Source organism: Rheinheimera nanhaiensis E407-8 (assembly GCF_000296695.1).
Taxonomy (GTDB): Bacteria; Pseudomonadota; Gammaproteobacteria; order Enterobacterales; family Alteromonadaceae; genus Alishewanella; species Alishewanella nanhaiensis.
Window position 1 is genome coordinate 41,286 of the sequence record NZ_BAFK01000003.1, and the last position, 24,667, is coordinate 65,952.

22 protein-coding genes are annotated in these 24,667 nt (G+C 53.7%); 9 read left to right on the forward strand and 13 right to left on the reverse strand.

Translation table 11 applies throughout. The features are described from left to right. Positions 1-3: 3 nt before the first annotated feature. The gene (gene darT / locus RNAN_RS03135) at positions 4-681 is read right to left on the reverse strand and encodes a type II toxin-antitoxin system toxin DNA ADP-ribosyl transferase DarT (protein WP_237739880.1); all 678 of its coding nucleotides are present in this window, start codon (positions 679-681) and stop codon (positions 4-6) included. Positions 682-858: 177 nt separating this feature from the next. Here darT and RNAN_RS03140 point away from each other — a divergent pair, with 177 nt between their 5' ends. Both RNAN_RS03140 and RNAN_RS03145 read left to right on the forward strand, forming a co-directional pair. Beyond that, entirely contained in the window at positions 859-1,167 is a 309-nt protein-coding gene (locus tag RNAN_RS03140) for a hypothetical protein (RefSeq protein ID WP_008218667.1), read from the forward strand. A gap of 27 nt (positions 1,168-1,194) precedes the next feature. Beyond that, on the forward strand, positions 1,195-2,169 hold the full coding sequence (locus RNAN_RS03145) for a DUF4862 family protein (RefSeq protein ID WP_008218668.1): 975 nt from the start codon (positions 1,195-1,197) through the stop codon (positions 2,167-2,169). On the opposite strand, the gene RNAN_RS03150 is transcribed toward RNAN_RS03145, so the two are convergent. From RNAN_RS03150 to RNAN_RS03170, 5 genes are all read right to left on the reverse strand, one after another. Then, positions 2,162-4,255 carry a S9 family peptidase gene (locus RNAN_RS03150; protein WP_008218670.1) on the reverse strand — a complete coding sequence of 698 codons (2,094 nt, stop codon included), beginning with the start codon at positions 4,253-4,255 and terminating at the stop codon, positions 2,162-2,164. The genes RNAN_RS03145 and RNAN_RS03150 overlap by 8 nt on opposite strands. A 112-nt stretch (positions 4,256-4,367) precedes the next feature. Further along, positions 4,368-4,928: a CBS domain-containing protein gene (locus RNAN_RS03155; protein ID WP_008218672.1), complete on the reverse strand. Its 561-nt coding sequence runs from the start codon at positions 4,926-4,928 to the stop codon at positions 4,368-4,370. Between the two features lie 87 nt (positions 4,929-5,015). After that, entirely contained in the window at positions 5,016-5,327 is a 312-nt protein-coding gene (locus tag RNAN_RS18600; RefSeq protein ID WP_008218674.1) for a hypothetical protein, read from the reverse strand. A gap of 257 nt (positions 5,328-5,584) precedes the next feature. Then, the gene (cydB, locus tag RNAN_RS03165; protein ID WP_008218679.1) at positions 5,585-6,628 is read right to left on the reverse strand and encodes a cytochrome d ubiquinol oxidase subunit II; all 1,044 of its coding nucleotides are present in this window, start codon (positions 6,626-6,628) and stop codon (positions 5,585-5,587) included. After that, positions 6,628-8,034 carry a cytochrome ubiquinol oxidase subunit I gene (locus tag RNAN_RS03170; protein ID WP_008218680.1) on the reverse strand — a complete coding sequence of 469 codons (1,407 nt, stop codon included), beginning with the start codon at positions 8,032-8,034 and terminating at the stop codon, positions 6,628-6,630. Before RNAN_RS03170 ends, cydB begins: the two co-directional genes overlap by 1 nt. Before the next feature lie 276 nt (positions 8,035-8,310). On the opposite strand from RNAN_RS03170, the gene RNAN_RS03175 reads away from it, so the two are divergent. Genes RNAN_RS03175 through RNAN_RS03185 form a run of 3 tightly spaced genes read left to right on the forward strand, consistent with a single transcriptional unit; the run spans position 8,311 to position 12,563 of the window. Next, positions 8,311-10,161: a sensor histidine kinase gene (locus tag RNAN_RS03175; RefSeq protein WP_008218682.1), complete on the forward strand. Its 1,851-nt coding sequence runs from the start codon at positions 8,311-8,313 to the stop codon at positions 10,159-10,161. Beyond that, positions 10,154-11,515, forward strand: coding sequence for a sigma-54-dependent transcriptional regulator (locus RNAN_RS03180; RefSeq protein WP_008218685.1), 1,362 nt, complete (start codon positions 10,154-10,156; stop codon positions 11,513-11,515). The genes RNAN_RS03175 and RNAN_RS03180 overlap by 8 nt, the downstream gene beginning before the upstream one ends. A gap of 28 nt (positions 11,516-11,543) precedes the next feature. Further along, on the forward strand, positions 11,544-12,563 hold the full coding sequence (locus RNAN_RS03185) for a zinc-binding alcohol dehydrogenase family protein (RefSeq protein ID WP_008218687.1): 1,020 nt from the start codon (positions 11,544-11,546) through the stop codon (positions 12,561-12,563). 46 nt (positions 12,564-12,609) lie between these two features. Here RNAN_RS03185 and RNAN_RS03190 read toward each other — a convergent pair whose 3' ends face one another. Together RNAN_RS03190 and RNAN_RS03195 are read right to left on the reverse strand one after the other, a co-directional pair. Then, positions 12,610-13,215, reverse strand: a complete 606-nt coding sequence (locus tag RNAN_RS03190; protein WP_008218689.1) for a YkgJ family cysteine cluster protein — start codon at positions 13,213-13,215, stop codon at positions 12,610-12,612. A gap of 118 nt (positions 13,216-13,333) precedes the next feature. Further along, positions 13,334-16,195, reverse strand: coding sequence for an EAL domain-containing protein (locus RNAN_RS03195; protein ID WP_008218691.1), 2,862 nt, complete (start codon positions 16,193-16,195; stop codon positions 13,334-13,336). Positions 16,196-16,383: 188 nt separating this feature from the next. On the opposite strand from RNAN_RS03195, the gene RNAN_RS03200 reads away from it, so the two are divergent. Next, the gene (locus RNAN_RS03200) at positions 16,384-16,689 is read left to right on the forward strand and encodes a c-type cytochrome (RefSeq protein WP_008218693.1); all 306 of its coding nucleotides are present in this window, start codon (positions 16,384-16,386) and stop codon (positions 16,687-16,689) included. Here RNAN_RS03200 and recQ read toward each other — a convergent pair. Continuing rightward, on the reverse strand, positions 16,672-18,486 hold the full coding sequence (recQ, locus tag RNAN_RS03205) for a DNA helicase RecQ (RefSeq protein ID WP_008218695.1): 1,815 nt from the start codon (positions 18,484-18,486) through the stop codon (positions 16,672-16,674). The two genes, RNAN_RS03200 and recQ, sit on opposite strands and share 18 nt — an antisense overlap. A 179-nt stretch (positions 18,487-18,665) precedes the next feature. Between recQ and rarD the strand changes: the two genes are divergently transcribed. Beyond that, positions 18,666-19,580, forward strand: coding sequence for an EamA family transporter RarD (rarD, locus tag RNAN_RS03210; RefSeq protein WP_008218697.1), 915 nt, complete (start codon positions 18,666-18,668; stop codon positions 19,578-19,580). A 32-nt stretch (positions 19,581-19,612) separates the two neighbouring features. Then, positions 19,613-20,290: a DUF599 domain-containing protein gene (locus tag RNAN_RS03215; protein ID WP_008218699.1), complete on the forward strand. Its 678-nt coding sequence runs from the start codon at positions 19,613-19,615 to the stop codon at positions 20,288-20,290. A 38-nt stretch (positions 20,291-20,328) separates the two neighbouring features. Here the strand turns inward: RNAN_RS03215 and dolP are convergent, their stop codons facing one another. Genes dolP through RNAN_RS03235 form a run of 4 tightly spaced genes read right to left on the reverse strand, consistent with a single transcriptional unit; the run spans position 20,329 to position 23,722 of the window. Further along, on the reverse strand, positions 20,329-20,904 hold the full coding sequence (dolP, locus tag RNAN_RS03220) for a division/outer membrane stress-associated lipid-binding lipoprotein (RefSeq protein ID WP_008218701.1): 576 nt from the start codon (positions 20,902-20,904) through the stop codon (positions 20,329-20,331). Next, positions 20,901-21,482: an SIS domain-containing protein gene (locus RNAN_RS03225; protein WP_008218702.1), complete on the reverse strand. Its 582-nt coding sequence runs from the start codon at positions 21,480-21,482 to the stop codon at positions 20,901-20,903. Before RNAN_RS03225 ends, dolP begins: the two co-directional genes overlap by 4 nt. Before the next feature lie 36 nt (positions 21,483-21,518). Further along, positions 21,519-21,866, reverse strand: coding sequence for a YraN family protein (locus RNAN_RS03230; protein WP_008218705.1), 348 nt, complete (start codon positions 21,864-21,866; stop codon positions 21,519-21,521). A 20-nt stretch (positions 21,867-21,886) separates the two neighbouring features. Next, positions 21,887-23,722, reverse strand: coding sequence for a penicillin-binding protein activator (locus RNAN_RS03235; RefSeq protein ID WP_237739881.1), 1,836 nt, complete (start codon positions 23,720-23,722; stop codon positions 21,887-21,889). A gap of 88 nt (positions 23,723-23,810) precedes the next feature. Here RNAN_RS03235 and rsmI point away from each other — a divergent pair, with 88 nt between their 5' ends. Further along, positions 23,811-24,662: a 16S rRNA (cytidine(1402)-2'-O)-methyltransferase gene (gene rsmI / locus RNAN_RS03240; RefSeq protein WP_008218709.1), complete on the forward strand. Its 852-nt coding sequence runs from the start codon at positions 23,811-23,813 to the stop codon at positions 24,660-24,662. Positions 24,663-24,667 lie beyond the last annotated feature (5 nt).

Consider the following 24,667-nt stretch of genomic DNA (forward strand, 5'->3'; position numbering starts at 1 on the left):
ATATCACTGGCCGGTAAAGTACCAGTCTGGCATTACCGCTACCGGTAAGTTTAACCCAAATTGGCTTATTAAAGCCCGAACTTGTTCGGCTTTGGTGTCATTGATAACACCTAAACGGGTAAACCATGCCAAAGGTACTTGATGCTTTACTAAAAACTCGGCCTGTCGTTTCTCCAGCCGGTCGGTATATTTGGCTGGCTCTGGTTTGTCACTAAAATACTTACAAAAACCATCAAGTTGTGGTGGTTCGGTTAGCAATTGCCAGTCAATCACATCTTTTAGTTGATGCGGATCAGTGTAAGCCTGACTGTATACCTTAGTGGCATTGCGATCAAAAAACACAAAGTCTTGGGTATGCTGCACTACAACACGAACCAGCAGTTCGAAATGCACTATATCATCTTGCCTGTAGCTGCAGCCGGCTACCTTGCCGCCATGAATTGCCATTAGCATGGGTGAGCGCGGCGCGAAATAAAAAGGAACATAGTCATGGATCCTGCCACCCGGAGGGTCGATCACCGCTTTGGCAGACCTGATGCCCTGAGCACCGGCATGAGCAATACTCTGATAATTAATACCCGCTGCCTGTGACTGTTGTTTGCATAATAAAGCGCCTTGCTGAAATATCGCAGGTAAATTATCTATCGCTGTGATGTGGAATAAACGCACGGGTATAGGCATGGACATCGTTAATTTACTCAAGTTGTGCAGGTGTTTTAAAGTTAAGCGCTTTTTTCACAGAGTAACGTAATTAAAAGATATCGAAAACGCTATTCGCACGAAATCAGAATTAGCGGCATAATCCATCACCAAAGCGAAGTTATAGCAATTAAAGTAAACCACGTAATAATCAAACTCATGAAAAAACTCTCCAAAGTACAGCTTAAACAACAGGCGGCTGTGTTAGATGCAGTAACGATGCTGGAGCAACAGGCGTTGGCTGATGTGCCCGGCGTGGTGCAGGCCTGGTTTAGCCTGGAATATGAAGCCTTTCCCGGCTCGTTACTGGTGCGGCTGCAGTTTGCGGAGCAAGCTATGCTGGATGACGCCCAGCCGCAGCTGCTGGCCTGGCAAAAACGCCTTAGCGGCTTATTGCTAAAAAAGGGTGTGGTGTTAAAAGATATGCGTAAACATTTGGTGTTTACCCTAAACAGCCCTGATGATTAGCGCTGATAACAATAGGTTGCTTAAACCATGATGAAATACACTGTTGGCGCTTATGCTGCCTCACCAAACCAAAGTCACTGGGAGCCGGCGCTTGAAACTGCATTTTATGCTGCGCTGAAAACGCTACCTAACCTTAAAGGGCTGGAGCATCCGTTTTTAGGCCGCTTACACCCGCACGACGATAACTGGTTTTTAGCCAATATCGACCCACAGTGGGATTATGTGTTTACCTGCATCCCCGGCATTATGACTGCGCTGTCGCAAAACGAGCAGTTTGGTTTAGCCGCATTGGATGAAAGTGGCCGCCAGGTGGCGCTGGCTTTTATGCAGCAAGCCTGTGCCGCTATTGGCAAGCTTAATGCCTATTTAGGCCGAAAGGCGGTAAGCGCGATTCAAATTCAAACCGCGCCGGCGCGTCATAACGCCGCCTCGTCGGCTGCGGCGCTAAAGACGTCGCTGCAAACCATGCTGCAGTGGGACTGGCAGGGGGCGCGTATTCTGATCGAACATTGCGATGCCTATGTGCCCGGCCATGCACCATCAAAAGGCTTTTTAGCGCTGAGCGATGAGCTTGAAGTATTAACGGAATTAAACCGGCAGTTGCCGGCACAGCAGCCGCTTGGCATGGTGATTAACTGGGGCCGCTCGGTCTTTGAAACCCGCCATGTTGATGGGGCGCTTGAGCATATACAGCAGGCAAAAGCCGCCGGGCTGTTAGCTGGCCTGATGTTCTCTGGCGTGTCAGATAGGGACTCTGAATTTGGTGCTTGGCGTGACAGCCATCAGCCACCGCAGCAAAGTGCGTTAATGCCGCTGGGTGAACCAGGCAGTTGGTTGACCGAGCAGGCGATGCATGCGTGCCTGGCGGCATCTGATGCGGCAAGTTTAGCCGTGCTGGGGGCGAAAATTGGTATCCGGCCCGCCAGCGCCGGTATTGACCAGCGCCTGGCTACGATTAGCCAGACGCTGGCAATGCTGGATAGATTTTTCACTCCTAGTTAGACGGCGTGCGGTATTTCTCAAACCAGGCCAGCATGTATTCGACCTTTTCAATCATGCGGCTGGGTTTGTTTGATATGCCATGCGGTGTGTTCGGAATTCGTACCAGCGCGGTGTCGATACGGCGCAGCTTCAGCGCCTGATAAAACTGCTCTGACTCTGAAATGGGCGTACGCCTGTCGTCCTCACCGGTAATTAAAATGGTTGGGGTGGTGACATTAGCCACCAGGCTCAGCGGCGAGCGCTGCCAGTAATGCTCGACATGCTCCCAGGGCACGCCGGGGAACTGATGAAAGGTCTGGTAAGTGTAGGTATCGCCGGTCATCACTTTACTGAGCCAGTTAATAATAGGTTTTACTACCGCCGCTGCTTTAAAGCGGTCGGTTAAGCCTATGGCATAAGCACTGGCGATGCCGCCGGCCGAGCCGCCGCCGATAAAGAGGTTATTTTCGTCAATAAAGCCCAGCTTTAGCATGGCGTCAACGCCGCTGTTATGATCGGCAAAGTCTTCCGGAGAGCTGTATTTATTGTGTAGCAGCATGGCAAAGCGTTCGCCGTAAGAGGAGCTGCCGCGGTGGTTGTTGTAAAACACCACATAGCCTTCTTTGGCGTAGCGCTGCATTTCGACGCTCCAGTGCGGGCCATAAGCTAAATGCGGGCCGCCATGAATTTCCAGCAGCAGTGGGTATTTTTTCGTCGGGTCAAAATCAGGCGGCGTCAGGTACCAGCCCTGGATCTCTTCACCGTCAAAGGATGATTTGTACCTAATGTCATGCACCTGCGCCAGGGTTTTATGGCCGAGTAAATCCTCGTTCAGCGCCGTCAGCACCCTGCTTTTACCGCTTTGCAGCACAGCGACCTCACTGGGGCGCACGCTGGTGCCGTGGGTGTAGGCAATGACACCCTTGTCTGACACACTGTAGCTGCCGCTTAAATAGGGTTGTGGCTGGCTGACGCCACCTAAGCTGGCGGTGAGCTCAGTGAGCTTGCCGTTTAGGCTCAGGCTGGCCAGTTTGCGCTGGCCGCGGTCATCAAATTGCACCACCAGGCTGTTATTGTTTAACCAGTTGGGGTTATCAATACTGCGATCAAAGTCGGCGGCGACATCGCGGATCTGTTTATTACTCAGGTTCAGCACTTTTAGCTTACTGTTGCTGTAAGGCACCAGCGCATTGCTTTGCCACAAAAACGCCAGTTGTTTGCCATCGGGTGAAAACACCGCTGCCGACTCATCGCCCGGCAGGCTGGTTAGCTCGGTAAGCTCGCCACTTTGCAATGACAGTTGGTACAGGTTGGCATCGCGCGGCTGATATTCCCACTCCGGGTGTAAATTGGCGGCAAACACCAGCGCACGGCTATCCGGCGTAAAGGTGAGATCGCTGCCGTAATTAAAATCGCCCTGGGTTAACTGACGCGCGCTGCCGCCGGTGGCCGGTAGCACAAACACCTGACGAAACTGTGGTTTTAAAAAGCCCTGGCCATCGGCCTGATAGCGCACCCGATCGTACACAGTGGCACTTTCTGACCACTTAGCGCCGGCAGGCTTTTTCACCCGTTTCACTTTTTGCTGCATTTCGGCCGGGGACGCCGGCATATTCATGGTGAAGGCCAGCTGTTGGCCGTCGGGTGACCACACCAGATTGGCCGGGCTGTGTTGCAAGTTAGATAATTTAGCGCTGCGGTTTTGTGCCAACCAGTGCAGGTGAATTTGCCGCGAGCCACTGCTGTCACTGATAAACGTCAACTGGCGGCCATCGGGTGACCAGCGCGGCGAGCTGTAGTTAAACTGATCGGCAAACAGCGGGCTTTGCTGGCCGCTTTTCACATCCAGCAGCCACAGGCTTTGGCGGGTACTGTCAGTCATAATGTCGTTGCTGGCACGCACATAAACAATTTTGCTGCCATCGGGTGAAATTTGTACATCGCTGGCATATTCCAGCGCAAAAATATCTTCAGCTTCAAAGTAGCGGCTGGCAGCGGGCTCACTGGCAGCGGCTTGACTGGCTGCACGTTCACTGGCAAACAGGGGCGCGCCGGCCACGCCCAGGAGCAGGGCCGCGGCCAGTGCGGTATGACGAAAAAACAACATAAAGACCTCAGTTCAGGGTAGGTGATATGGCTAAACTACCCTGAACGGTGCTAAGGCTCAAACCCGGCAGCGGCAAACTGCCGGATTGGAGCGTTATACCACCGCAATGCGCTTAAGCGCTGATGCTGTCGAAGATATGTAAAAAGGTCGGAGCCTGGCTAATCTGCAGTGGCAGTTTTAACCGGCGGGCAATGTCCTGTGCGCTGATGACGCCGCGGATCTGGTGGTTATCGCGGTCGATAACCACACAATGTTGCTCACCGCTGGATTGCAGGGTGTTAACCACGTCGGCAATGGTGCAGTGCTTAAGTTGCTGGTAAGCCAGGGCTTTAATGCGTTCGCGTGGCCGCATCACATCGGCAACTGTTATATCATTGCGCGGGCTGCCAAAGGCGACCTGGCGCATTAAGGCCTGCTCAGACAGTTGCTCTATCGCCAGCAGCCCCACCAGTTCACCTTGATGGTCTACCACCAGTTTCAGCCGGCTGTGCTCTTGTTGCATCATCTGCAGTGCGGCACTGGCCTTGCTGCCGGCGCTGATGGTATTAGGTTCGGTGTGCTGAAAGTCGGTAACCACCTGCAGTGCCGGTGAGGTTAACCGGGTGCCGTCAAAGTCGGCTGGTTGAACTAAATGATCAATGGCTTCAACGGTATACAATGCTAATGTTTTCATATGCTAATCCTTAACCACCGGTACGCAGAGGCCATACCGGCTTAATATTAATAAACGAAACAGCGGTGCTGTAAGTAGATAAACAGGTTAAGCGATAGCAGGTGGTGCGCGTGGCTGAATGTGGCTATAGGGTGATGCCGCCGTGTTACGTGTTTCAGGAGCCACCACCATAGCAGCCAGGGCTGGCACAAATGGCGTGGCGCTGCGTTTCAGGCTATCTTGCGGCTCGTCACTGTTCTCGGTTTCAATATTGAACTGATGACAGTAACTGACGGGGGTAACGGCATAAAACTGGGTGTCGGCTAATGGCGATAGGCGGCTGTCGTGCACAGCAAAAGCCTGTGGCGTGCACCACAGATTTAAAAACAGCAGTAAGGCAAAACTACTTAGCCAGCGCATACACCCTCGTTGCTACCTATGCAGTGGTAGCGACATCACACGCTGTAATACTGAGCCGGTTAAATGCATTTCGCAAGCTTTGGCAGAAAAAATAACCGGCCATTGCGACCAACCGCCGGTTTCTATCGCCCAGCCGGCTTATAAATACTGTAATAGCTGTTTTAGCAGCCAGGCCAGCAGGCTAAGCAGGCCAATGCCGGCCAGATAATACAGCGCAAACCAGGCCAGGCGCGGTAACCTGGTGGACGTGTCTGCCATTAGTAGCCCTCCTCAAAGTCTTCTACCTTACCGCGAAAGATATGGTAGCCCCACAGCGTATAGGCCAGGATCAGCGGTAAAAAGATCACAATACCCGGCAACATAAACCGCAGGCTGCTGTCTGGTGCTGCAGCCTGGCCAAAACTGAGTTGGGGCGGCAGTAAATAAGGGAATAAGCCCACCACCAAACCGGCAAAGGCCAGTAAAAACAGCGCTGCGGCCAACCAGAATGGCCGGCTTTCATGGCGCGGATTAATGTTGGCTGTCGCCGCAAACTGCCGCTGCACCCGGCCGAGGTCACGAAACAATAACCGTGCGGCCAGCACCGCCAATAAGGGGAGCAACATTAACAGCAGGCTATGCCAGCCACCAAACCAGCGGCCACGCACCGCCGGCTGAGTGAATAAGGTCCACAGGCTTACCAGCAGCATCGCCAGCATGACAAACAGCAGCAAACGCTGGCCATAGCGCGCCGCCTTTTGCTGAATATCGCCCCGGCTTTTCATCGTCAGGTAAGTACAGCCCAGCAAGGCATAACCGGCCATCACCGCCAGGCCGGTAAACACACTAAAGGGGCTAAGCCAGGGCAGGCCGGCTAAACTCTGGCTGCTATATTCGATGCCTTGCACCACGGCGCCCAGCATCAGGCCCTGACAAAATGCCGCAACGCTGGAGCCCATGGCAAAGGCGCGGTTCCACCAGATTTTTGAGCGCAGTGATTTAAAGCGGTACTCAAAGGCAACGCCGCGGAAAATCAGCCCGATGAGCATCAGCATAATGGGCAGATACAGCAGCGACGCCAAACTGGCATAGGCCAGCGGGAAGGCGCCGAATAATATCACGCCGCCAAATACCAGCCAGGTTTCGTTACCATCCCACACATGCGAGATAGAGCGCATTAAGTGGTCGTGTTCGGCATCGCTGTTAAACCAGGGGTACAAAATGCCAATCCCCAGGTCAAAGCCATCGAGCAATACATACATTAAGATGGCAAACCCCAGCAGCAGAAAATAAAACAGCGGTAGGCTCAATTGCAGTTCCATCAGTGTTGCTCCTGTGTGGGTTTAAGCTGTTTGGCCAGTGCCACCGCATAACCGGACGCCTTAACGCCAATTAATTGTTGCTGCAGCTGGCCGATAGACGGTGGCCCTTTGCGGATAAGCTTGCGCATAAAGTACAGGTAAACGCCAAACAGCACGCTGTAAGCCAGCACAAACAGTGTCAGGGAGAACAGCACCCGCTCGGCCGGCAGTGGCGAGACTACATCAATAGTGCGTACCAGCCCCTGTACCAGCCAGGGCTGGCGGCCTACTTCTACCACATACCAGCCGGCCAGTACCGCAATAATGCCGCTGGGTGCCAGATAACTGCAGGCTGTCAAAAACCCATTGCTTTGATACAGCCGGCCGCGCCAGCGCAAATACGTGCCCACTACGGCAACCAGGATCATCATAAGGCCAATACCCACCATAATCCGAAACGAGTAGAACACCACTGCCACGTTAGGGCGATCTTCTGCGGGCACGGCTTTAAGGCCCATCAGCTCACCATTGGCGTCGTGGGTTAAGATCAGGCTGGCCAGCTTGGGAATGCCAATTTCAAACCGGTTTTGCTCGGCTTGCTGGTAAGGTATAGCAAACAGCAGCAGCGGCGCAGCGGCTTCGCGCTCTGGCCAAATACCCTCCATCGCGGCCAGTTTCACTGGCTGATGCTCTTTTACATTCAGCCCGTGCAAATCGCCAACAAAGGCTTGTAAGGGGGTCAGGATTAACGCCAGCCACAAGGTCATCGACAGCCCTTTGCGGGCCATGGCTTTATGTTCGCTGTGTTTAAGCTGCCAGGCGCTGGTTGCCAGTACGACAAAGGTGGCGGTAATAAAAGCCGCCAGCAACATATGGCTAAAACGATAGGGCATCGAAGGGTTAAAAATTACCTGCCACCAGCTGTCTACCTGAAATACACCGTCGACAATGATGTGCCCGGCTGGGGTGTGCATCCAGGAGTTAGCCGCGATAATCCAGAAAGCGGAAATCCAGGTGCCGATCGCGACGACCAGGGTAGCGAAGAAGTGCAGTTTTGGCCCAACCCGTTGCCAGCCAAACAGCATAATGCCTAAAAAGCCGGCTTCGAGAAAAAACGCCGTCAGCACTTCGTAGGCCATCAGCGGGCCCAGCACCGCCCCGGTAAGGCGGGAAAACTCCGAAAAATTAGTGCCAAATTCGTATGACAACACTATGCCCGACACCACGCCCATACCAAAGGTAATGGCAAAGGGCTTAATCCAGAATTTTGCCAGCTGCAGGTACACCGGGTTAGCGGTTTTTAGCCATAGCCCTTCCCAAATGGCAATCAGCGTGGCCAGGCCAATAGTGATCGACGGAAAGATAATGTGAAAACTGACCGTAAAGGCAAACTGTAAACGGGACAGTAGCGCGGTATCCAGTTCCATATTACCCCCGGCGCTGTTGCAGGTAACGCCAGGCAGCAGGCGCCAGCGCGACGGCAACTAATAAGGTTAAACTCAATATATCGCTGATTAAAATACTGCTGTTCATCTGATGACCCCGGTTGACAGGCGCTTCGCCTACTATAGCAAAGCAAAATACTTACCACTTTATAAGGTGAGTATTAACCTTTGATTTATATTGCTTTTTCTATTTAGCTTGCGTTGTGTGTAAACCGGGTTTACGATCTGCAGCCGTTCATGTTGTAAACGAGGTTTACAGTGTCGCTCAGTTTCGCCTTTGAGATCAGCATGTGGCTGACCAGTGCTTGCGCGGTATTGCTGGCCGGCTGGTTACTTTTGCAGGGCCAGCGCCAGGCGGCAATGCCAGCGTTGGCGGGCTTTGCCGCCATGATGGCGCTATGGTGTAGCGGCCACATTGCTATTTTGCACCAGCTGCCACAACTGGGCGTGGCACTGGTATTGGCCAACCCGTTAATGCCGATGTTTTTTCTGCATTTTGCGCTGCAATTTACCGCCCGGCACCAACCGCGCTGGCTGTTGCCGCTGTTATACAGCCTAACTTTGCTGGTGATGCTGGTCAGCTGGCTGGCCCCCGGCGGGGCCGTTAAGCAAACCGCTGGCTTTGACGGTTTCTTTGTCTTCACCGGCGTTGGCTGGTTTAACCTGCTGTATACGGTGGTACTGGGCATCGCCGCGCATGCGGTGCTTTGGCAAGGCTGGCGTCAGCACAGCGGTAATAAGCGCCGCTCTATCGTGGCGATGTTTCTGGCCGGTGGCTGGGGCTTGTTACTGGCTACCAGCTTTGTGTTTCCGTCGCTTGGCCTTAGCTGGTACCCCTATCCGATGTTGCTGCTGCCCAGTTACTTATTGCTGTTAGTCTACGGCGTGGTGCGCTATCAGGTGCTGGCGATTAATGCCTTTGCCAACAAGGCGCTGCTATGGCTGGCGATGTTGCTGTTAGTGCTGGCGCTGATGGCGCTGTTAAGTGCCTTGCTGGGGCAACTGGGGATGCAGGCTTTGGCGGCGGTGCCGGCCAGTCAGTTGTGGTTATATTCGGCGCTGGTATTGCTGTTGTCGGCGGCAGGCTACCGGCCGCTGGCTACCTTGGCGCGCCGGCTAATTTATCCGGGGCTGACACTGAGTGAAAGCTTGCTGGCGCAGTGGCGCTCACGCCTGCAGCAGTGTACTGACTGGCAGCAACTTAGCAGCCTGGCCAGCCAGCTGCTGTCCGAGCAGTTAAGGCAACAGGTGACAGTGACATTGCCGCTAGCAGGGCGCAGCAGCACTACGCTGAATATCTGTTGCCAGCGGGATAATAACGGCTGGCACTACGAGCTGCAGGGCTGGGATGACGTCACGCCCGGTTACCGGTTGCAGGGCGAAATTTTTGCCCAGTTGCTACTGGCCAGCTGTAACAGCTTAGAGCAGTCATTACAGCTGGCAACGGCTGAGCGCAAACGGCTGGATCAACAGCACCTGGTCGAGCTCGGGGCGTTATCGGCGGCTATGGCGCATGAGCTGCGTAACCCGCTGAATATTATTGCTATGGCATCTGCTTCAACGTCAGCTGAGGTGCGGGGCCATATTCAGCAGCAGCTAAAGCGCGCCGACCGGCTGATTGCCGATCTGTTAAGTTACTCCGGACAGTTACAGCTACATTGCACTGACGTTGCGGTTAAAGCGCTGGTATACAGTGTGATAAGCCAGCAAGACTGGCATGGTGTGGCCTGCCGTGTTGAGCTGCCGGACGATCTCAGTGTCTATGCCGACAGTTATCGCCTGCAGCAGGTGCTGATTAATTTGCTGGATAATGCCCTGGCGTTTTGCCGCAATCAGCCCGGTGCTGAAATTTGCCTGCAAAGCCGCCGCCAACAGCACAAAGTGTGGCTGTATGTGCACAACAATGGCCCGGCCATTGACGCTGCGCAGCAGGCCAGCCTGTTTCAGCCTTTTGTCAGTAAACGTGCCGGTGGCAGCGGCCTGGGCCTGGCCATAGTGCGGCGCATTATGCAGGCGCATGGCGGCGAGGTAAAACACCGCACTGATCTGGGCTGGCCGGTCAGCTTTGAGCTGGAATTTAACTCACCACAGGAAGCCAAACATGACTAATGGCCGTATTTTACTGGTCGATGATGAACCGGCCTTTCGCCAGTTGGCGCAAAGCTGGTTACAAAACAGTGGCTATCAGGTGCAGACTGCCGCCGATTTAGCGGCTGCCCGGGCACAGCTAACCGGCTTTGATGCTGATTTAATTTTGCTGGATTTATCACTGCCACCACAATTTGACCCCCAGCATACGCTGGCCGCGCTGGCCGACTTTAGCAGCCGGCCGGTGATTATTTTAACCGGCCATGCCGAGCGACAACTGGCGCTGGATGCCATCGCGCAGGGCGCCTGGGATTTTATTGCCAAACCGGTCGACCCGGACTTACTGGCGGTGGTGATCAAACGGGCGCTGAATAAGCATCAACTGGACACTGAGCTTAAACAGTTAAAAGCGTCCAGCCTCGATGGTTTAAACCGGTTGATTGGCGCTTCAGCGCCGATGGAAGCGATGCGTACGCTAATTCAGCGTATTGCACCGACCGATGTCCGGGTATTGGTCACGGGCCCGTCCGGTACCGGTAAAGAAGTGGTGTCCAAAGCACTGCATCAGCTTAGCCGCCGGGCAGACAAGCCGTTTATCTCAGTGCATTGTGGCGCCATCCCGGCCGATCTGCTGGAAAGCGAGTTGTTTGGTTATGTCAAAGGTGCTTTTACCGGTGCCGACAAAGACCGGCCGGGGCTGTTAAAGCTGGCCGATGGTGGCACCTTGTTTCTGGATGAAATAGGCGAAATGCCACTGCCGATGCAGGTAAAGCTGCTGCGGGTGTTACAGGAAGGCACTTTCTTTGCCGTTGGCGGGCGCGAGCAGCAAAGAATTGATGTGCGGCTGATTTCGGCTACCAATGCCAACTTGCCGCAGCTGGTAAAACAAGGCCAGTTCCGTGAAGATTTATACTACCGCATCAAAGGTATTACGCTGGAGACGGTGGCGCTCAGCGAGCGGCGCCAGGATATTCCGCTGTTGTTACAGCATTTTCTCGAGCTGCACAGCAAACAGCAGGGCCAGCGCTTGCAACTGGACAGCACAGCGCTGAGCTGGTTTTTGCAGCGTGACTGGCCGGGTAATATCCGCGAGCTGAAAAATACCCTGGAAAGCGTGGCTGCCGTAGCCCAGGATGGCGTGATCAGCATGGCTGATATCAGCCTGTTGCATCCACAAGACAGTGAGCAGCCGGCGGCGGCTGCGCTGCCCGCTAATGGCTTATTACTGGATGACGCTGTACAACGGCTTGAAATACGCTTGATTAAACAGGCACTTGCACAAACTGAAGGCAATAAGAGCCAGGCAGCACGGCTGCTGGGGCTGTCGCGGCAGGGCTTACTGAAGAAAATTGACCGCTACCGGCTTAGCGTCTAAGGTAGTGGCAAATAAACGGAGAACACAGATGAAAGCAGTAGGTTATCAGCAATCGTTACCGGCAACCGATGCAAACGCCTTAGTGGATATAGAGCTGCCAGAGCCGCAAGCAGCTGGTCACGATATTCTGGTAAAAGTAGCAGCCGTGTCGGTCAACCCGGTAGACACGAAAATACGTAAGCGGGTGAGCGCCGAGCCCGGCCAATACAAAGTACTGGGCTGGGATGCGGCCGGCGAAGTGGTGGCTGTGGGTGACGAAGTAAGCTTATTTAAACTGGGTGATAAGGTGTATTATGCCGGCTCGTTGACCCGCCCCGGCAGCAACAGCGAATCCCAGTTGGTTGACGAGCGTCTGGTCGCGCTGATGCCGGCAAACCTCAGTTTTGCCCAGGCAGCCGCTTTGCCATTAACGGCTATTACCGCCTGGGAGTTGCTGTTCGACCGGCTGGAAATACAGCAAGCCAGTTTAAAGCACCCGCACCCGGTACTGCTGATTACCGGCGCCGGCGGCGGGGTCGGTTCAATACTGGTGCAGCTGGCCCGGCAGTTAACCACTGCCACCATTATTGGCACGGCATCGCGGCCAGAAACCAAACAGTGGGTCAGTGAGCTGGGTGCTCACTATGTGCTGGATCACAGCCAGCCGTTGTTACCCCAGTTAAAGGCATTGGATCTCAGCTGTGTCAGCCATGTCGCCAGCTTAACCCACACCGAGCAGCATTATGCCGAATTAGTGCAGCTGTTAGCGCCACAGGGCAAACTGGCGCTGATTGACGATCCGGCCGGAGGCATCGACATTATGCCGCTAAAACAAAAGAGTATTTCGTTGCATTGGGAATTTATGTTTACCCGCGCCATGTTTACCACGCCGGACATGATCGCGCAGCACCAGCTGTTAACCGACTTAAGCCGGTTAATTCAGCAAGGCCAGGTAAAAACCACGCTAAAACAGACACCCGGTAAGATAAACGCGGCTAATTTACGTCAGGCGCATCAACTGCTGGAAAGCGGTAAAGCCATCGGTAAGCTGGTGCTGGAAGGCTGGTAAGCCTGGGGCTCAAAACGCCGGCGCGTTGCCACGCCGGCGTGTTTCATCAGGCAATTTGCTGATCGTCATTCATACCGCTGTACCAGGCTTTAAACAGCACTTTTTCCAGCGCCTGGCGCAAGGCTTCGTTAATGGGTAAATGCTGTTTACCCAGTTCATAATCCAGCTCGTTCACCAGCTCTTTGGCTTTAAGCATCATCGGCGGCGGATCGGATTCCAGCGCAATCAGGCTGTCCTGATAAGCGGCCGGTTTGTCGGCTTTAATCACCTTGCACAACGATAAAGCGGTTTTACCCTGTTTGTCGCGATAGCCTGCCGCGCCAAATAAACGGCAAATGCTTGGCCGCTGCTGATACACACTGCACTGGCCCTGTTTGCCGTCAAACGACAGCTTCTGGTAAAAAAAACAGCCCGCAGGCTCTGTTAACTCTTCGAGTTGTGTCAGTGTTTGTTCTGCTTTACCTTGATCGAACAAGTGTAATGCCAGCGGTAACATCTCCAGCACCGTCGCTTCTATCGTCGGTTGCAAACAGCATTCACCACAACCAGAGCGGCAGCCAAGGCCACGCTGTTGCTGATACGCCGAGAATGTTTCCGCTATTTCGCCATACACAGCCTCAACACGACGCGATAATTCACGCAGCCGTTGCATAAAGACTCCGAACGAAATAACTAAAAATAAGGGTTGCCTGTTAAGGAGCGACGAAATATCGCCCTCGCATTGTACAAAGTTGCTTAAGATCTCAGCAATAGGGCCGGTTAAATATATTTTACCCCAGTAAAGTGTTTAGCGGTTGCGGCCGGCTGATGGCATAGCCTTGTACATAGTCGATACCAAGCAGTTTTAATGCCTGTTCAATCTCAACGGTTTCGACATACTCAGCAATAGTCAGCATATTCATCGCGCGTGCCACCTCGTGGATAGACTTCACAATGGCCTTGTCGTAAGGATCGTCCAGTAAATCACGCACAAAGTGGCCGTCAATTTTGACAAAGTCGGCCGGGAAGTGCTTCAGATAACCATAAGATGAAAAGCCACTGCCAAAATCGTCCAATGCCATTTTGCAGCCCTGGGCGCGGAAGTGCTCAATAAAGGCCAGGGTGTTTTGCAAATTGACAATGGCGACACTTTCGGTAATTTCAAAGCAAATGCGTGTAAAAGGCACCTGATACTGCACAAATAGCTGTTGAACATCGTCTTTGAAGCTCGGGTCGAGTAACGAACTGCCAGACAGGTTAATGCTGCACAATTCCAGTTGCTGCAAATGCTGTGGATACTGCTGTAGCCAGCGGAAATACTGTTTTATCACCCAGCGGTCTATTTGCGGCATCAGGCCATAGCGCTCGGCAGAGCTTAAAAAACTGGCCGGCGTAATAAGCTGGTTGCTCTCTGCCTGCAAGCGTAGCAGCAGCTCGTAACAATAACCGCCATCGCCACTGTTAAGTGCTTTAATGGGCTGCTGAAACAGCACAAATTTATCGTCCTGCACCGCCTGGCGCAACTGACTTACCCAGTGCAGTTCAGCCTGGTGGCGCTGGGTATCTTCATCATGTTCATCAAACAGCTGGATGCGGTTACGGCCTTTTTCTTTGGCTATGGCGCAGGCGGCATCGGCTTTTTTCAGTACGCTATCAGCGCTGCTGTCGTCACGGCTGATTTCGGCAATACCTATGCTAATACTGATGGTATGGACACTGTCCTGCCAGATAAAGCGGAACTCGCGCATGGCATCGAGCAGGCGGTAGGCCAGCGAAAACGCCTCATTAGCGTTTTTGCCCGCCAGCAGAATGCCAAACTCGTCGCTGTCGAGCCTTGCCAGCGGGCCGTTGTGATGGGCGGTACGTTTTAGCAGCTCGGCCAGTTGTTTTAGTAAGGCGTCGCCGGCACTGTGGCTGCAACCATTATTGATCAGCTTAAACTGGTCAACATCGATATAGAGCACGCAGCCTTTGTCATCACCGCTTTGCTCGCACAAGGCTTGTAACTGTTTATCAAAATAGTAGCGGTTATACAGCGCCGTTAACGCATCATGATTAGCCAGATAGGCCAGTTGCTCATGAGCCAGCTTTTGTTCGGTAATATCAATTACCGAACCGTGTACAAAAGCCGGCCTTTGGTTATCCGACGCGGCCAGGCGCACCGACATTAAGGCCCAGAATGGGCTGTTATCGCCGCGCAGGCCCCGTATTTCAAAGCTTTTACTGCTGCCTTGCTCCAGCTGCTTGAGCATATACTGCCGCTCGGCCGGATCGGCATAAAAGCGGGCCATGCCGGTACCGGCGATAGCCTGTTTTAGCTGCTCCAGACTGGCGTAGCCTAAGATTTTCAGCAGCGCCTGGTTGGCATTGATCAGGCGGCCATCCAGGGTGGTGGTAAACATGCCTTCAACCGCGTTATGGAAGATCTCTTTGTACTGCTGCTCCGTTGCTGTCGGGCGGTTGCTGTCCAGCACCGGTTGAAACTTGTACAGCGTAAAGCTGGTTAACGCCAGGCTTAACAGCACCAGCGAAAATAAAATATAAGCCCAGTTGATACCGCCGTGCAGATAACCGGCCTGGTTTAACGTCAGTAGCAGCGCGCTTATCAGGGTAAGCACACAGGCCCAGATAAAGCTTTTCGCCTGGGCGGCGCCCGTCAGGCTTACCCGCAGCGCCAGCAAAAGGTTACTGCCCAGGACCCAGCTGATGGCAATAAACAACAGCTGCAACCTGAACTGGCCGCTGGCAAACAACGGGCTAAACAGCAGCAATAAGGCGCTAAAACTGCTGATCTGGCTGCAGCGGTACCACCAGCTGCCCGTCAGGTTTGTCAGACCGAAGCGCATAAATAAGTTCAGGCACAGTAAACTGGTGCCAACGGCGATATACAAAATAGATTGGTTAATCTCTGGGTAATCCGGCCACAGCAGCGCAAACGCCATACCATTTAAAATGGCCACGACCAGAGCAAAACTGGCGAAAAAGCCGCAATAATACAAATAATGTACTTGCTGCTGCCGGGCGAACAGCATCAGGTTATACAGCGCCAGTACAATTAAAATTCCTTGTAACACGCCATCGAGCAGCGCCTGTTGCTGCTTGGCTGCCATAAAGTGCCCGTGTTGCCACAGCAGCACTTCTGAGGGCACAACAGCGGCGTCCTGTACCTTAATAAAAATGTCGGTTTCGCTGGCCGGTGTCAGGTTTAACGGCACGGCATAACTGCGATAGGGCAGCGCCCGTTCGCTGTAGGGGTAGGCATTGCCACTGCGGCTCAGCAGGCGAATATCCTGGTTTTGCCGGTCTACCTGATAAATTTCAATTTTATCGGCCAGCGGAAAATCATACTCCAGGATGCTTTTCAGTGTGCGGTTACTGGTATTGCTCAAACGGGCGAATAACCACACCGCCTGATGCTCCTGAAACAGCACTTTTTGCTGTTTGCTTAGTAAGCTAAAGCTATGATGGTATGCCGGATCGGCCAGTAGTTCGTCTAGCGTCAGCGTGGATGGTGTCGCCAGGTAGTAAAGTTGCTGTAATTGCTGGCGCGCGCTTTGCGGTTCGGCAACGCTGTTGGTTTGCGCATGAAACGCCTGTAGCGTCAGGCTGTATAACCAGCAGCATAACAACAGCGGATAAACGGCAAACTTCACTGCTAATACTCCTTGTTGGCCTGGGCGATGTTAATAAATTTGGCGCTAAACAGTAACATACCGCAGCTGACAGTGTCAGCAGAAAAACCTGTCTGCTCGCCAATACATCGTGCAGGGCGGGGCTTTTTTCTCTGCTGTGCATGGTGTACCTTAGTTTTAATTTAACAAAACAATAAAAAGGTGCCCTGATGAAACACATGCTATTGATGACAGTAATGTTATTAGGCTCTGCTGGCGTGGCTGCTGCCGATATCGACGCCGGCAAAGCCAAAGCCGCAGTGTGCGCCGCCTGCCATGGCGCTAATGGTATTTCGGTGATCCCTGATTATCCCAATCTGGCTGGCCAGAAAGTACGCTATCTGGAAGCGTCGATTAAGGCCTATCGGGATGGTGAGCGGAAAAACCCGATTATGTCACCGATGGCCTCGGGCTTAAGCGATGCAGATATTGCTAATATTGCGGCGTTTTATGCCAGTTTACCCGCCGGCGGCTGATGATGCGTCTGCCGCCAGATAATCAGCTATCTCATCTAAAAAGTCGGCGCCATAGCGCGCCAGCTTGGTTTGGCCCACACCCGATACTGCCAGTAAGCTGGCTTTGTCCGTAGGTAACTGCTGACACATATCAATCAGGCTGGCATCACTAAAGACGACAAAAGGCGGCACATCATCACGCTCGGCAATGCGCTTACGCAGCGCCTTTAAGCGGGCAAATAACAGCCGGTCGTACTTTTGCACCGCACGTCGCTCTGGCTCGCGTTTCACGCTTTGCAAACGCGGCACCGCCAGCATCAGTTCGGTTTCGCCGCGCAGTACCGGCCTTGCCGCCGGCTGTAGCTTTAGCACCGAATGGGCGGTAATATCCTGCTGCAGTAAACCAAAGTGAATAAGCTGGCGCAAAATGCTCAGCCAGTAGTCGTGGCTTAAGTCTTTACCCAGGCCCCAGGTCGATAGCTTATCATGGCCAAGTTCAGTAATTTTCTGGCTGTGGCCGCCGCGTAGCACCTCAATCACATGGTGCATGCCAAAGCTCTGCCCCACGCGGTACACGCAGGACAGCGCTTTTTGCGCCAGTTCGGTAGCATTAAACTGCTGTGGCGGCTGCAGACAAATATCGCAGTTGCCGCAACGGGTTTGGCGCGCCTCACCAAAATAATTCAGTAGCACCTGACGGCGACAGGTTTGTGCTTCAGCAAAGGCCGCCATCGCCAAAAAGCGCTGCCAGGTGACTTCGGCCCGTTGCTGGTTTTCTTCATTGTCGAGCCAGCGCTTCATCCGGCCAATATCGGCCGGATCAAACAGCAGCATGGCTTCGGCGGGCACGCCATCGCGCCCGGCACGGCCGGTTTCCTGGTAATACGCCTCGATGGTGCGGGGTAACTCAAAGTGCACCACAAAGCGGATATTGGATTTATTCACCCCCATGCCAAAGGCGACGGTGGCAACAATCAGTTGGTAATCGTCGCGTTTAAAGGCGTCCTGCACCTGATTACGCTCGTCGCTGCTAAGGCCGGCATGGTAAGCGGCCGCGTTAAAGCCGCGCTGTTTTAACTGCTCGGTCAGCTCATCTACCTTGCGCCGCGAGCTGCAGTACACTATGCCACTGGCACCGTCTTGTTGCTGCAGGTAGCTTATCAGCTGCTCGGTGGGGCGGAATTTTTCCTGCACTGTGTAGCGAATGTTAGGCCGGTCAAAGCTACCTAAATGCACATAGGGTTGCTGCAGGTTTAGTTGCTGCAAAATGTCCTGCCGTGTCGCGCTATCGGCGGTGGCTGTCAACGCCATCACCGGCACGCTGGCAAAACGCTGCTTTAACAGCGCCAGCGCCATATAGTCGGGGCGAAAATCATGGCCCCATTGTGAAATACAGTGCGCTTCGTCTATAGCGAACAAACTGACGCCAACATCCTGCAGCCGGTCTAAAAACTGCGGCTGTAGCAGGCGCTCTGGCGCCACATATAGCAGTTTTAAAGTGCCCTGGCGCAGGCGGGCAAACACCTGCAGCACCTGCTCACGGCTTAGGCTGCTGTTGACAAACTCGGCAGCGATACCATTAGCTTTGAGCGCATCGACCTGATCTTTCATCAGCGACATCAATGGCGATACCACTATGGTCACCTGTGGCAGTAATAACGCCGGTAACTGATAACACAGCGATTTACCACCACCGGTCGGCATCAACACAAAGCTGTCCTGGCCGGCCAAAGCGGCTTCAATTACCGCGTGCTGGCCACTGCGAAATTCGCTGTAACCGAAATGCTGTTTTAATAAGGGTAATAAATCGGCGTGCACGTTAAACCAACAGTTACTTACAATCAGCCGCCATTCTAAAGCCTTAATGGCATAGCCGGAACCGTTAATTGGCCTGTTATTTTCAAACGCCGGGCCGGTTAGCTGTTTTTTGCCGATAAAGCCGCTGCGCTAAGTGCCTGTAGCCACGTATAATAGCTACTCTTTCGCCGGAGTACCTTATGCCATTAAGCCGTGAACAAAAACTGGGTGGGTTATTTGCTGCCAGTGCCTACAGCCTGTGGGGGCTGGCCCCGCTGTACTTTAAGCAAATTGACTTTATTCCCGCCAGTGAGATTTTGATCCACCGGATTGTCTGGTCTTTTGTGCTGTTATTGCTGGTGTTGTTGCTATTAAAGCAAGGCGCTAAAGTGATGGCGGTACTGCGCCAGCCGAAGATGCTGGGTTGGTTATTGCTATCGGCAGTGCTGTTAGGCGGCAACTGGGGGCTGTTTATCTGGGCGGTAAACAACCAGCATATGCTGGATGCCAGTTTAGGTTACTACATTAACCCACTGCTGAATGTGCTGCTGGGTATGCTGTTTTTGGGTGAGCGGTTGCGCCGCCTGCAATGGACAGCAGTAATACTGGCCACCAGCGGCGTGCTGATCCAGCTTATTACCTTTGGCTCGTTGCCCTGGATAGCGCTGACGCTGGCGGGCTCCTTTGCCATCTACGGCCTGATGCGCAAAAAACTTAACGTCGATGCGATTAGCGGTTTGTTTATCGAATCTTTGCTGCTGTTGCCGCTGGCGCTATGGTACTGGCACAGTTATGCCGATAGCAGCGCAGTGAACCTGCTGCATAACAGTGCCACGCTTAATAGCTACTTACTAGCCGCGGGGTTGGTTACTACCGTGCCACTGCTGTGTTTTATTGCCGGTGCCCGCAGGTTACAGCTGTCGACTATGGGCTTTTTTCAGTATATAGGCCCAAGCTGCATGTTTGTGTTTGGCGTCTGGTTATACCATGAACCTTTTGCTGCTGAGCGGCTGGTGACCTTTGGCCTTATTTGGTTGGCGCTGTTGCTTTATACCGCCGATGCCTGGCGACATAACCGCAGGCAGGCGCTGCAAAATCGCGGCAAAATAGCGTAAGCTGGTGGGCGGCTAACAACAGGAGACAGAAGATGGCAGGCAGCCTGGACCTGATTGCAGTACTGTGGTTTTTCGGTTTGTGGATTGGTTACACCCTCTTTGCCAAACGGCGGGCGAAGGCGGTCAGTTGTTTGTCGTTTGAGCTCAGGCGCAAACGCAATGACTGGATGCAAAAGATGCTGCTGCGCGATAACAAAATGGCCGATGTCGGGCTTATTTCGACCTTAGAGCGCAACGTGACCTTCTTTGCTTCCAGCACCTTGCTGATCCTGGCCGGTTTACTGACGGCGATGGCCTCGGCGGAAAAACTCAGCCTGATGTTATCTAACCTGGTGCCCTGGGCCAGTTACAGCGAGGGCGCGGTACAGCTAAAACTGTTGCTGCTGGTGTTTATCTTCGTGTTTGCTTTTTTCCAGTTTACCTGGTCGTTGCGTCAGTATGGCTTTTGCGGCGTATTAATTGGCGCCGCGCCGGATGGCCGCGGCATGACCAACGATGAGCAGCTGCTGTACGCTAACCGCGCTTCTAAAGTGATTGATCAGGCCGGTCACTCGTTTAACTATGGCCTGCGCTCAATATATTTCTCTTTATCGGCACTAACCTGGTTTATCGACCCGCTACTGTTTATGGTGGCGTCGGTGGTGGTGATGCTGGTAATGAAGCAGCGCGAATTTCACTCTAAGGTGCTAAAGGCGCTGCAGGAGTGTTAAGCCTGTGCCGCTTAGGCAGATGCTAAGCGGCAACTTGGTTAGTTTTGGCGGATTTCAAACGCCTGCACGACGCGGGCGACGCCTTCGACGTGGCGGGCGATATCAACGGCTTTTTGTGCTTCCTGCGCACTGACAATACCCATTAAAAACACTTCAGCGTTCTCGGTCACCACCTTAATGTTCAGGCCGCTAACTTGTTCGTCGGCTAACAGCTGAGTTTTAACTTTGGTGGAGATCCAGCCGTCACGGGTGCGGGTAGTCATGCCGGTGTTATTACCCAGCCTTATCTGGTTTTGCACATCGCGCACACCATCTATGCCGCGCACCAGCTGCTGCGCCTGCTGGCGGATTTGCTCGGTGCGGGTTTGGCCGGTTAACAGCACCACACCGTTATAGCTGGTGATATTAATGTTGCTGCCCTCGGCTGTTAAGGGGTTGTCGGCCAGCGCGCGCTGTGCTTTTAGCACCACGTTTTTATCGTCTATCTGGGCACCCAGGGTGCGCCTGTCGTTGGCAGAGGTGACGGCCGTTGCGCCACCGGCCACTACGGCGGCAGCGCAGCCTTGTAATAAGGCCAGCATGACACAGGCACCGATAAGCTTTAGCGTATTCATAAATCTCCTTGTTGTGGAAACAACGTCATATCAATCAGTTCGCACAAGGTGTGCAATAAAAAGGTGTAACATTCAAAAATGCGTGCCCGCCGGTGTGCCGGTACTTTTAGTTCAACGTCCTGCTGGTTCAGTAAGCCCGACAGCTCACCGCTGCCATCTACGGTGAGCGCAATAATTTTCATATCGTTGGTCAGTGCTGCTTCGACTGCTTTTATCAGGCTGGGTTCACTGCCACTGCTGGAGACTACCAGTAACACGTCCTGGCTTTGGCCCAGCGCCTTAATTTGCCGTGCCAGATAGTCTTGCTGATGACTATGCTGCAGGCTGTTATTCTGGTTACACAGGGCCAGCGCCGGCAAGCAGGGCCGCTCGGTTTCAAACTGGTCTAGCAACAGCTGACAAAAATGGCTGGCCAGCGCACTGGTAGCCCCTTCGCCAACGCAAATCACTTTGCCGCCGCTAACCAGGTTATTCACAATCACAAAGGCGGCGTTTTCCAGCGGGCCAGACAGGCTTTCACCTGCGGCGATCATGGTTTGAATATTTTCACTAAAAAGCTGACGAATATGCTCTTGCATCAGGCTGTCCTGCGTAAGCGGGTTAGTATGGCCAGTTTACTGGCCAATGGCATTTTTAACCCAGTGATACTGAAACGGCGGCTGCCCCTCTATCGCCAGCACATCCAGCCGGCACGGCTGATCTGACAACCGGTGTTGCTGCAGATACCAGCGGCTGGCCCGCAGCAACTTTTGCTGCTTGCTGTAAGTGACTGCCGCCATGGCCCCACCAAAGGCGGCACTGGCGCGGTATTTTACCTCGACAAACACCAGGGTGTCGCCCTCGCGCATAATAAGGTCTATTTCACCGGCTTTACACTGAAAATTGCTGCTAATTAACCGCAGGCCCTGCTGTTGCAGGTAGTCGGCAGCCAGCTGCTCATAGTGTTGGCCTAAGTTGTTCATAATGACTTATTCATTTTCGCTTAGGGTTCCTGCAATGGAATTAAGCGGTTATTGCGATAGGCTGCCCAGCTGAGCTGCCGTACCAGGCTACCGCTGGCATCCAGTTGTAGCCGGCCGGTCAGGCCATAAAACACGGTAGCCGGCAGTTGCTGCTGCTGGCGCAGGCTGCCCACCAGATTGTAAGCATCCACGCCCATGGCGAATAAGCGCTGCAGGGTTTCATCCTGCTCGGCAAACAGCTGCTGATATTGCTCACGTAGCGCCCGACTATTTTGCTCGGCCAGCATCCACGGCATTTCGGTAAAGGTTAAACCGTTTAAGTCGCGTAAATCGGTGCTGTCCAGGCTGGTACTGTGGCTGCGTGAGCTGGCATACAGCGGCAACCGCGGTGCTGTCTGGCTTACCGATACATCGACAAAGGGCTTAAACAAACGGGTTTGTACCGGATCGGCCAGCAGATAAATAGCGTCTATATCCAGCCGGCTATGCGGGTCGGCTTCCAGTTTGTCCGGGATCAGGTTATTTAGCTGTTTGATCCGCTCACGGCTTTTATCGGTTTCCAGCAACTGGCTGATTAACTGCTCAAGCTCGGCCTTATTGCCAAACTGATGCAGCTCAGGTGCGCTATGCCCCAGAGCTTGCCAGTGCGCGGCAAAACGCTGCTGCATACGCAGCGCAATATTGGTGTTGGTGCTAATCACTACCGGGCGCTGATAATTTTTTTGCGCAAATAGCTGGGCCATTTGGGCGGCTTCATCTTCCATGCTAAGGGCAAAATAAAATTGCTCGGCTTTGGCTGGCACGGCTGGCTCTTTACTGTTTAAAAACAGTGTTGGCCAGCGCCAGTTGTCGTCCTGGCTTATCCGGTCAACCTGGGGTTTTAGCAAAGGCCCGATGACAAAGTCGGCGCCGGAGAGACGCACCTGCTCAGCCAGCACTTCGTTCGGCTGCTGGCTGTCGATAAACACCAACCCGGCGGCTTGCTGGGCGCTGGCAGCGGCTAAAATGCCATACTGAATGGCCTGCGCATGCTGGCGAAACTGCCCGCTAAGGGGCAGCAGCACGGCAATACGCTGTGGCTGGTAAGGTGTCAGGTTAAGTAACTGGCTAAGGGCCGCCGGCAGTGTCAGCCGGCTGCTGAGTTGCACATAACGGCGCTGCCAGTCGGCAAAGGCTTGCTGCAAGGCATCGGGCTTACCGATATAACGGCGGCTCAGCTGCGCTAGCTCTAACCAGCCCAATGTGGCCTGACTTGCGCCGGTGCGCAGGCTCTGCAGCTGGCTGTCAGTCAGTGCAGACAGGCTCTGCCAGAGTAAATCCGGGTATTGCGGATAGCGCTGGGCGCCGGTATCCAGCGCATCCAGCTGCAGCAGGTAACGGCTGGCTTGCAAATAACGCTGCTGGGCTAACTGGTAACCGCCGGCCAGCCAGACAAATTCGGCCTGATCGGCCTGTGGCAGGGTTGGCACCTTGGTTTGCTCCAGTAAGGCACTGATACTGTGCTGCTGTTGGGTAGCCAGATAGGCTTTTAACAGCACTAAGGTGTTTTGCTGCACTATCATCGGGTAGCGGCTGTTTTTCAGGTTTTCGCTAATGGCCAGCGCCAGCAGATAATCCTGCTCTTGCAGCGCCTGCCGTGCGGCTTTTAACAGCTGATAATGCCTGGCTTCCTGCTGATAATTGCCCGCGAGTTGATACAGTTGCCGCGCCGTTTGTTGGCTGTCGTCAACCTTGCTGAGCGGCTTATCAGGCAAAGACACTGATGTACTGGTGTCAGGTGCCGGGCGCTGGGCACAGCTGGCAAGCAGTGCGCCGGCGGCGAGAAATAACAGGGGCTTTAATTTGCTGGAAGTCACAATGCGCAGTACCATAGCCGGAAATATGGGTCTTATCTTACTGAGACTGCCACCTAAGCTCAAATAAATAGCGTGTGTAAATCACAGAATGGCAAAACAGAACGGTTTTTTATACGTAGTCGCCACCCCGATTGGCAATTTAGACGATATTAGCCAGCGGGCTATTACTACATTACAGCAGGTTGACTGGATAGCGGCAGAAGACACCCGCCACACCGGCCGGCTGTTGTCGCATTTGGGCATTAGCGCCAAAACTATCGCGCTGCACGATCACAACGAAAAGCAGCGCGCCGCCAGTATTATCCAAAAATGCCTGGCTGGGGAACATGTGGCGTTGGTGTCGGATGCCGGCACCCCACTGATCAGCGACCCCGGCTACAGCCTGGTGCGCCAATGCCGCGACGCTGGCGTGCGGGTAATTCCTGTTCCGGGGCCCTGTGCCCTGATCACGGCCTTATGTGCGGCAGGTTTGCCGACCGACAAGTTTCACTTTATCGGTTTTTTACTGCCGAAAAGCCAGCAGCGGCAAAACCAGTTAGCTGAAGTGCCGGCCGGTGTGGGCACTATTATTTGCTACGACACGGCGCGGCGCATTAAAGACAGCCTGCAGGACGTAGCTGCGGTATTTGGCGATGCGCGCGAGTTGGTACTGGCCAAAGAGCTGACCAAAACCTTCGAACATCTGGAATACGGCACCGCCACGCAAATCAGTGCCTGGCTAGAGGCTGACCCACAGCGCTGTCAGGGCGAAATGGTGCTGATGATAGCCCCCACACCCAAAGCAGAAAGCGACATCAGCGAGGCGGAGCTTAGCACGCTGAAGTTATTACTGACTGAGCTGCCGTTAAAAAAAGCGGCGGCGTTAACCGCACAAATCCATGGCGGCAAGAAAAACGCCTTATATAAAGTGGCATTGCAATTAACTGGTGAAACCGAGTAAAACCG

What these genes read in the sequence shown, in the direction of transcription:
- RNAN_RS03225 (WP_008218702.1), bottom strand. Translation starts at nt 21,482, where the DNA reads ATGCAAGAGCATATTCGTCAGCTTTTTAGTGAAAATATTCAAACCATG.
- RNAN_RS03145 (WP_008218668.1), top strand. Translation starts at nt 1,195, where the DNA reads ATGATGAAATACACTGTTGGCGCTTATGCTGCCTCACCAAACCAAAGT.
- RNAN_RS03230 (WP_008218705.1), bottom strand. Translation starts at nt 21,866, where the DNA reads ATGAACAACTTAGGCCAACACTATGAGCAGCTGGCTGCCGACTACCTG.
- RNAN_RS03155 (WP_008218672.1), bottom strand. Translation starts at nt 4,928, where the DNA reads ATGAAAACATTAGCATTGTATACCGTTGAAGCCATTGATCATTTAGTT.
- cydB (WP_008218679.1), bottom strand. Translation starts at nt 6,628, where the DNA reads ATGGAACTGCAATTGAGCCTACCGCTGTTTTATTTTCTGCTGCTGGGG.
- rsmI (WP_008218709.1), top strand. Translation starts at nt 23,811, where the DNA reads ATGGCAAAACAGAACGGTTTTTTATACGTAGTCGCCACCCCGATTGGC.
- RNAN_RS18600 (WP_008218674.1), bottom strand. Translation starts at nt 5,327, where the DNA reads ATGCGCTGGCTAAGTAGTTTTGCCTTACTGCTGTTTTTAAATCTGTGG.
- darT (WP_237739880.1), bottom strand. Translation starts at nt 681, where the DNA reads ATGCCTATACCCGTGCGTTTATTCCACATCACAGCGATAGATAATTTA.
- RNAN_RS03170 (WP_008218680.1), bottom strand. Translation starts at nt 8,034, where the DNA reads ATGGAACTGGATACCGCGCTACTGTCCCGTTTACAGTTTGCCTTTACG.
- rarD (WP_008218697.1), top strand. Translation starts at nt 18,666, where the DNA reads ATGCCATTAAGCCGTGAACAAAAACTGGGTGGGTTATTTGCTGCCAGT.
- RNAN_RS03215 (WP_008218699.1), top strand. Translation starts at nt 19,613, where the DNA reads ATGGCAGGCAGCCTGGACCTGATTGCAGTACTGTGGTTTTTCGGTTTG.
- RNAN_RS03140 (WP_008218667.1), top strand. Translation starts at nt 859, where the DNA reads ATGAAAAAACTCTCCAAAGTACAGCTTAAACAACAGGCGGCTGTGTTA.
- RNAN_RS03190 (WP_008218689.1), bottom strand. Translation starts at nt 13,215, where the DNA reads ATGCAACGGCTGCGTGAATTATCGCGTCGTGTTGAGGCTGTGTATGGC.
- RNAN_RS03200 (WP_008218693.1), top strand. Translation starts at nt 16,384, where the DNA reads ATGAAACACATGCTATTGATGACAGTAATGTTATTAGGCTCTGCTGGC.
- dolP (WP_008218701.1), bottom strand. Translation starts at nt 20,904, where the DNA reads ATGAATACGCTAAAGCTTATCGGTGCCTGTGTCATGCTGGCCTTATTA.
- RNAN_RS03180 (WP_008218685.1), top strand. Translation starts at nt 10,154, where the DNA reads ATGACTAATGGCCGTATTTTACTGGTCGATGATGAACCGGCCTTTCGC.
- RNAN_RS03150 (WP_008218670.1), bottom strand. Translation starts at nt 4,255, where the DNA reads ATGTTGTTTTTTCGTCATACCGCACTGGCCGCGGCCCTGCTCCTGGGC.
- RNAN_RS03185 (WP_008218687.1), top strand. Translation starts at nt 11,544, where the DNA reads ATGAAAGCAGTAGGTTATCAGCAATCGTTACCGGCAACCGATGCAAAC.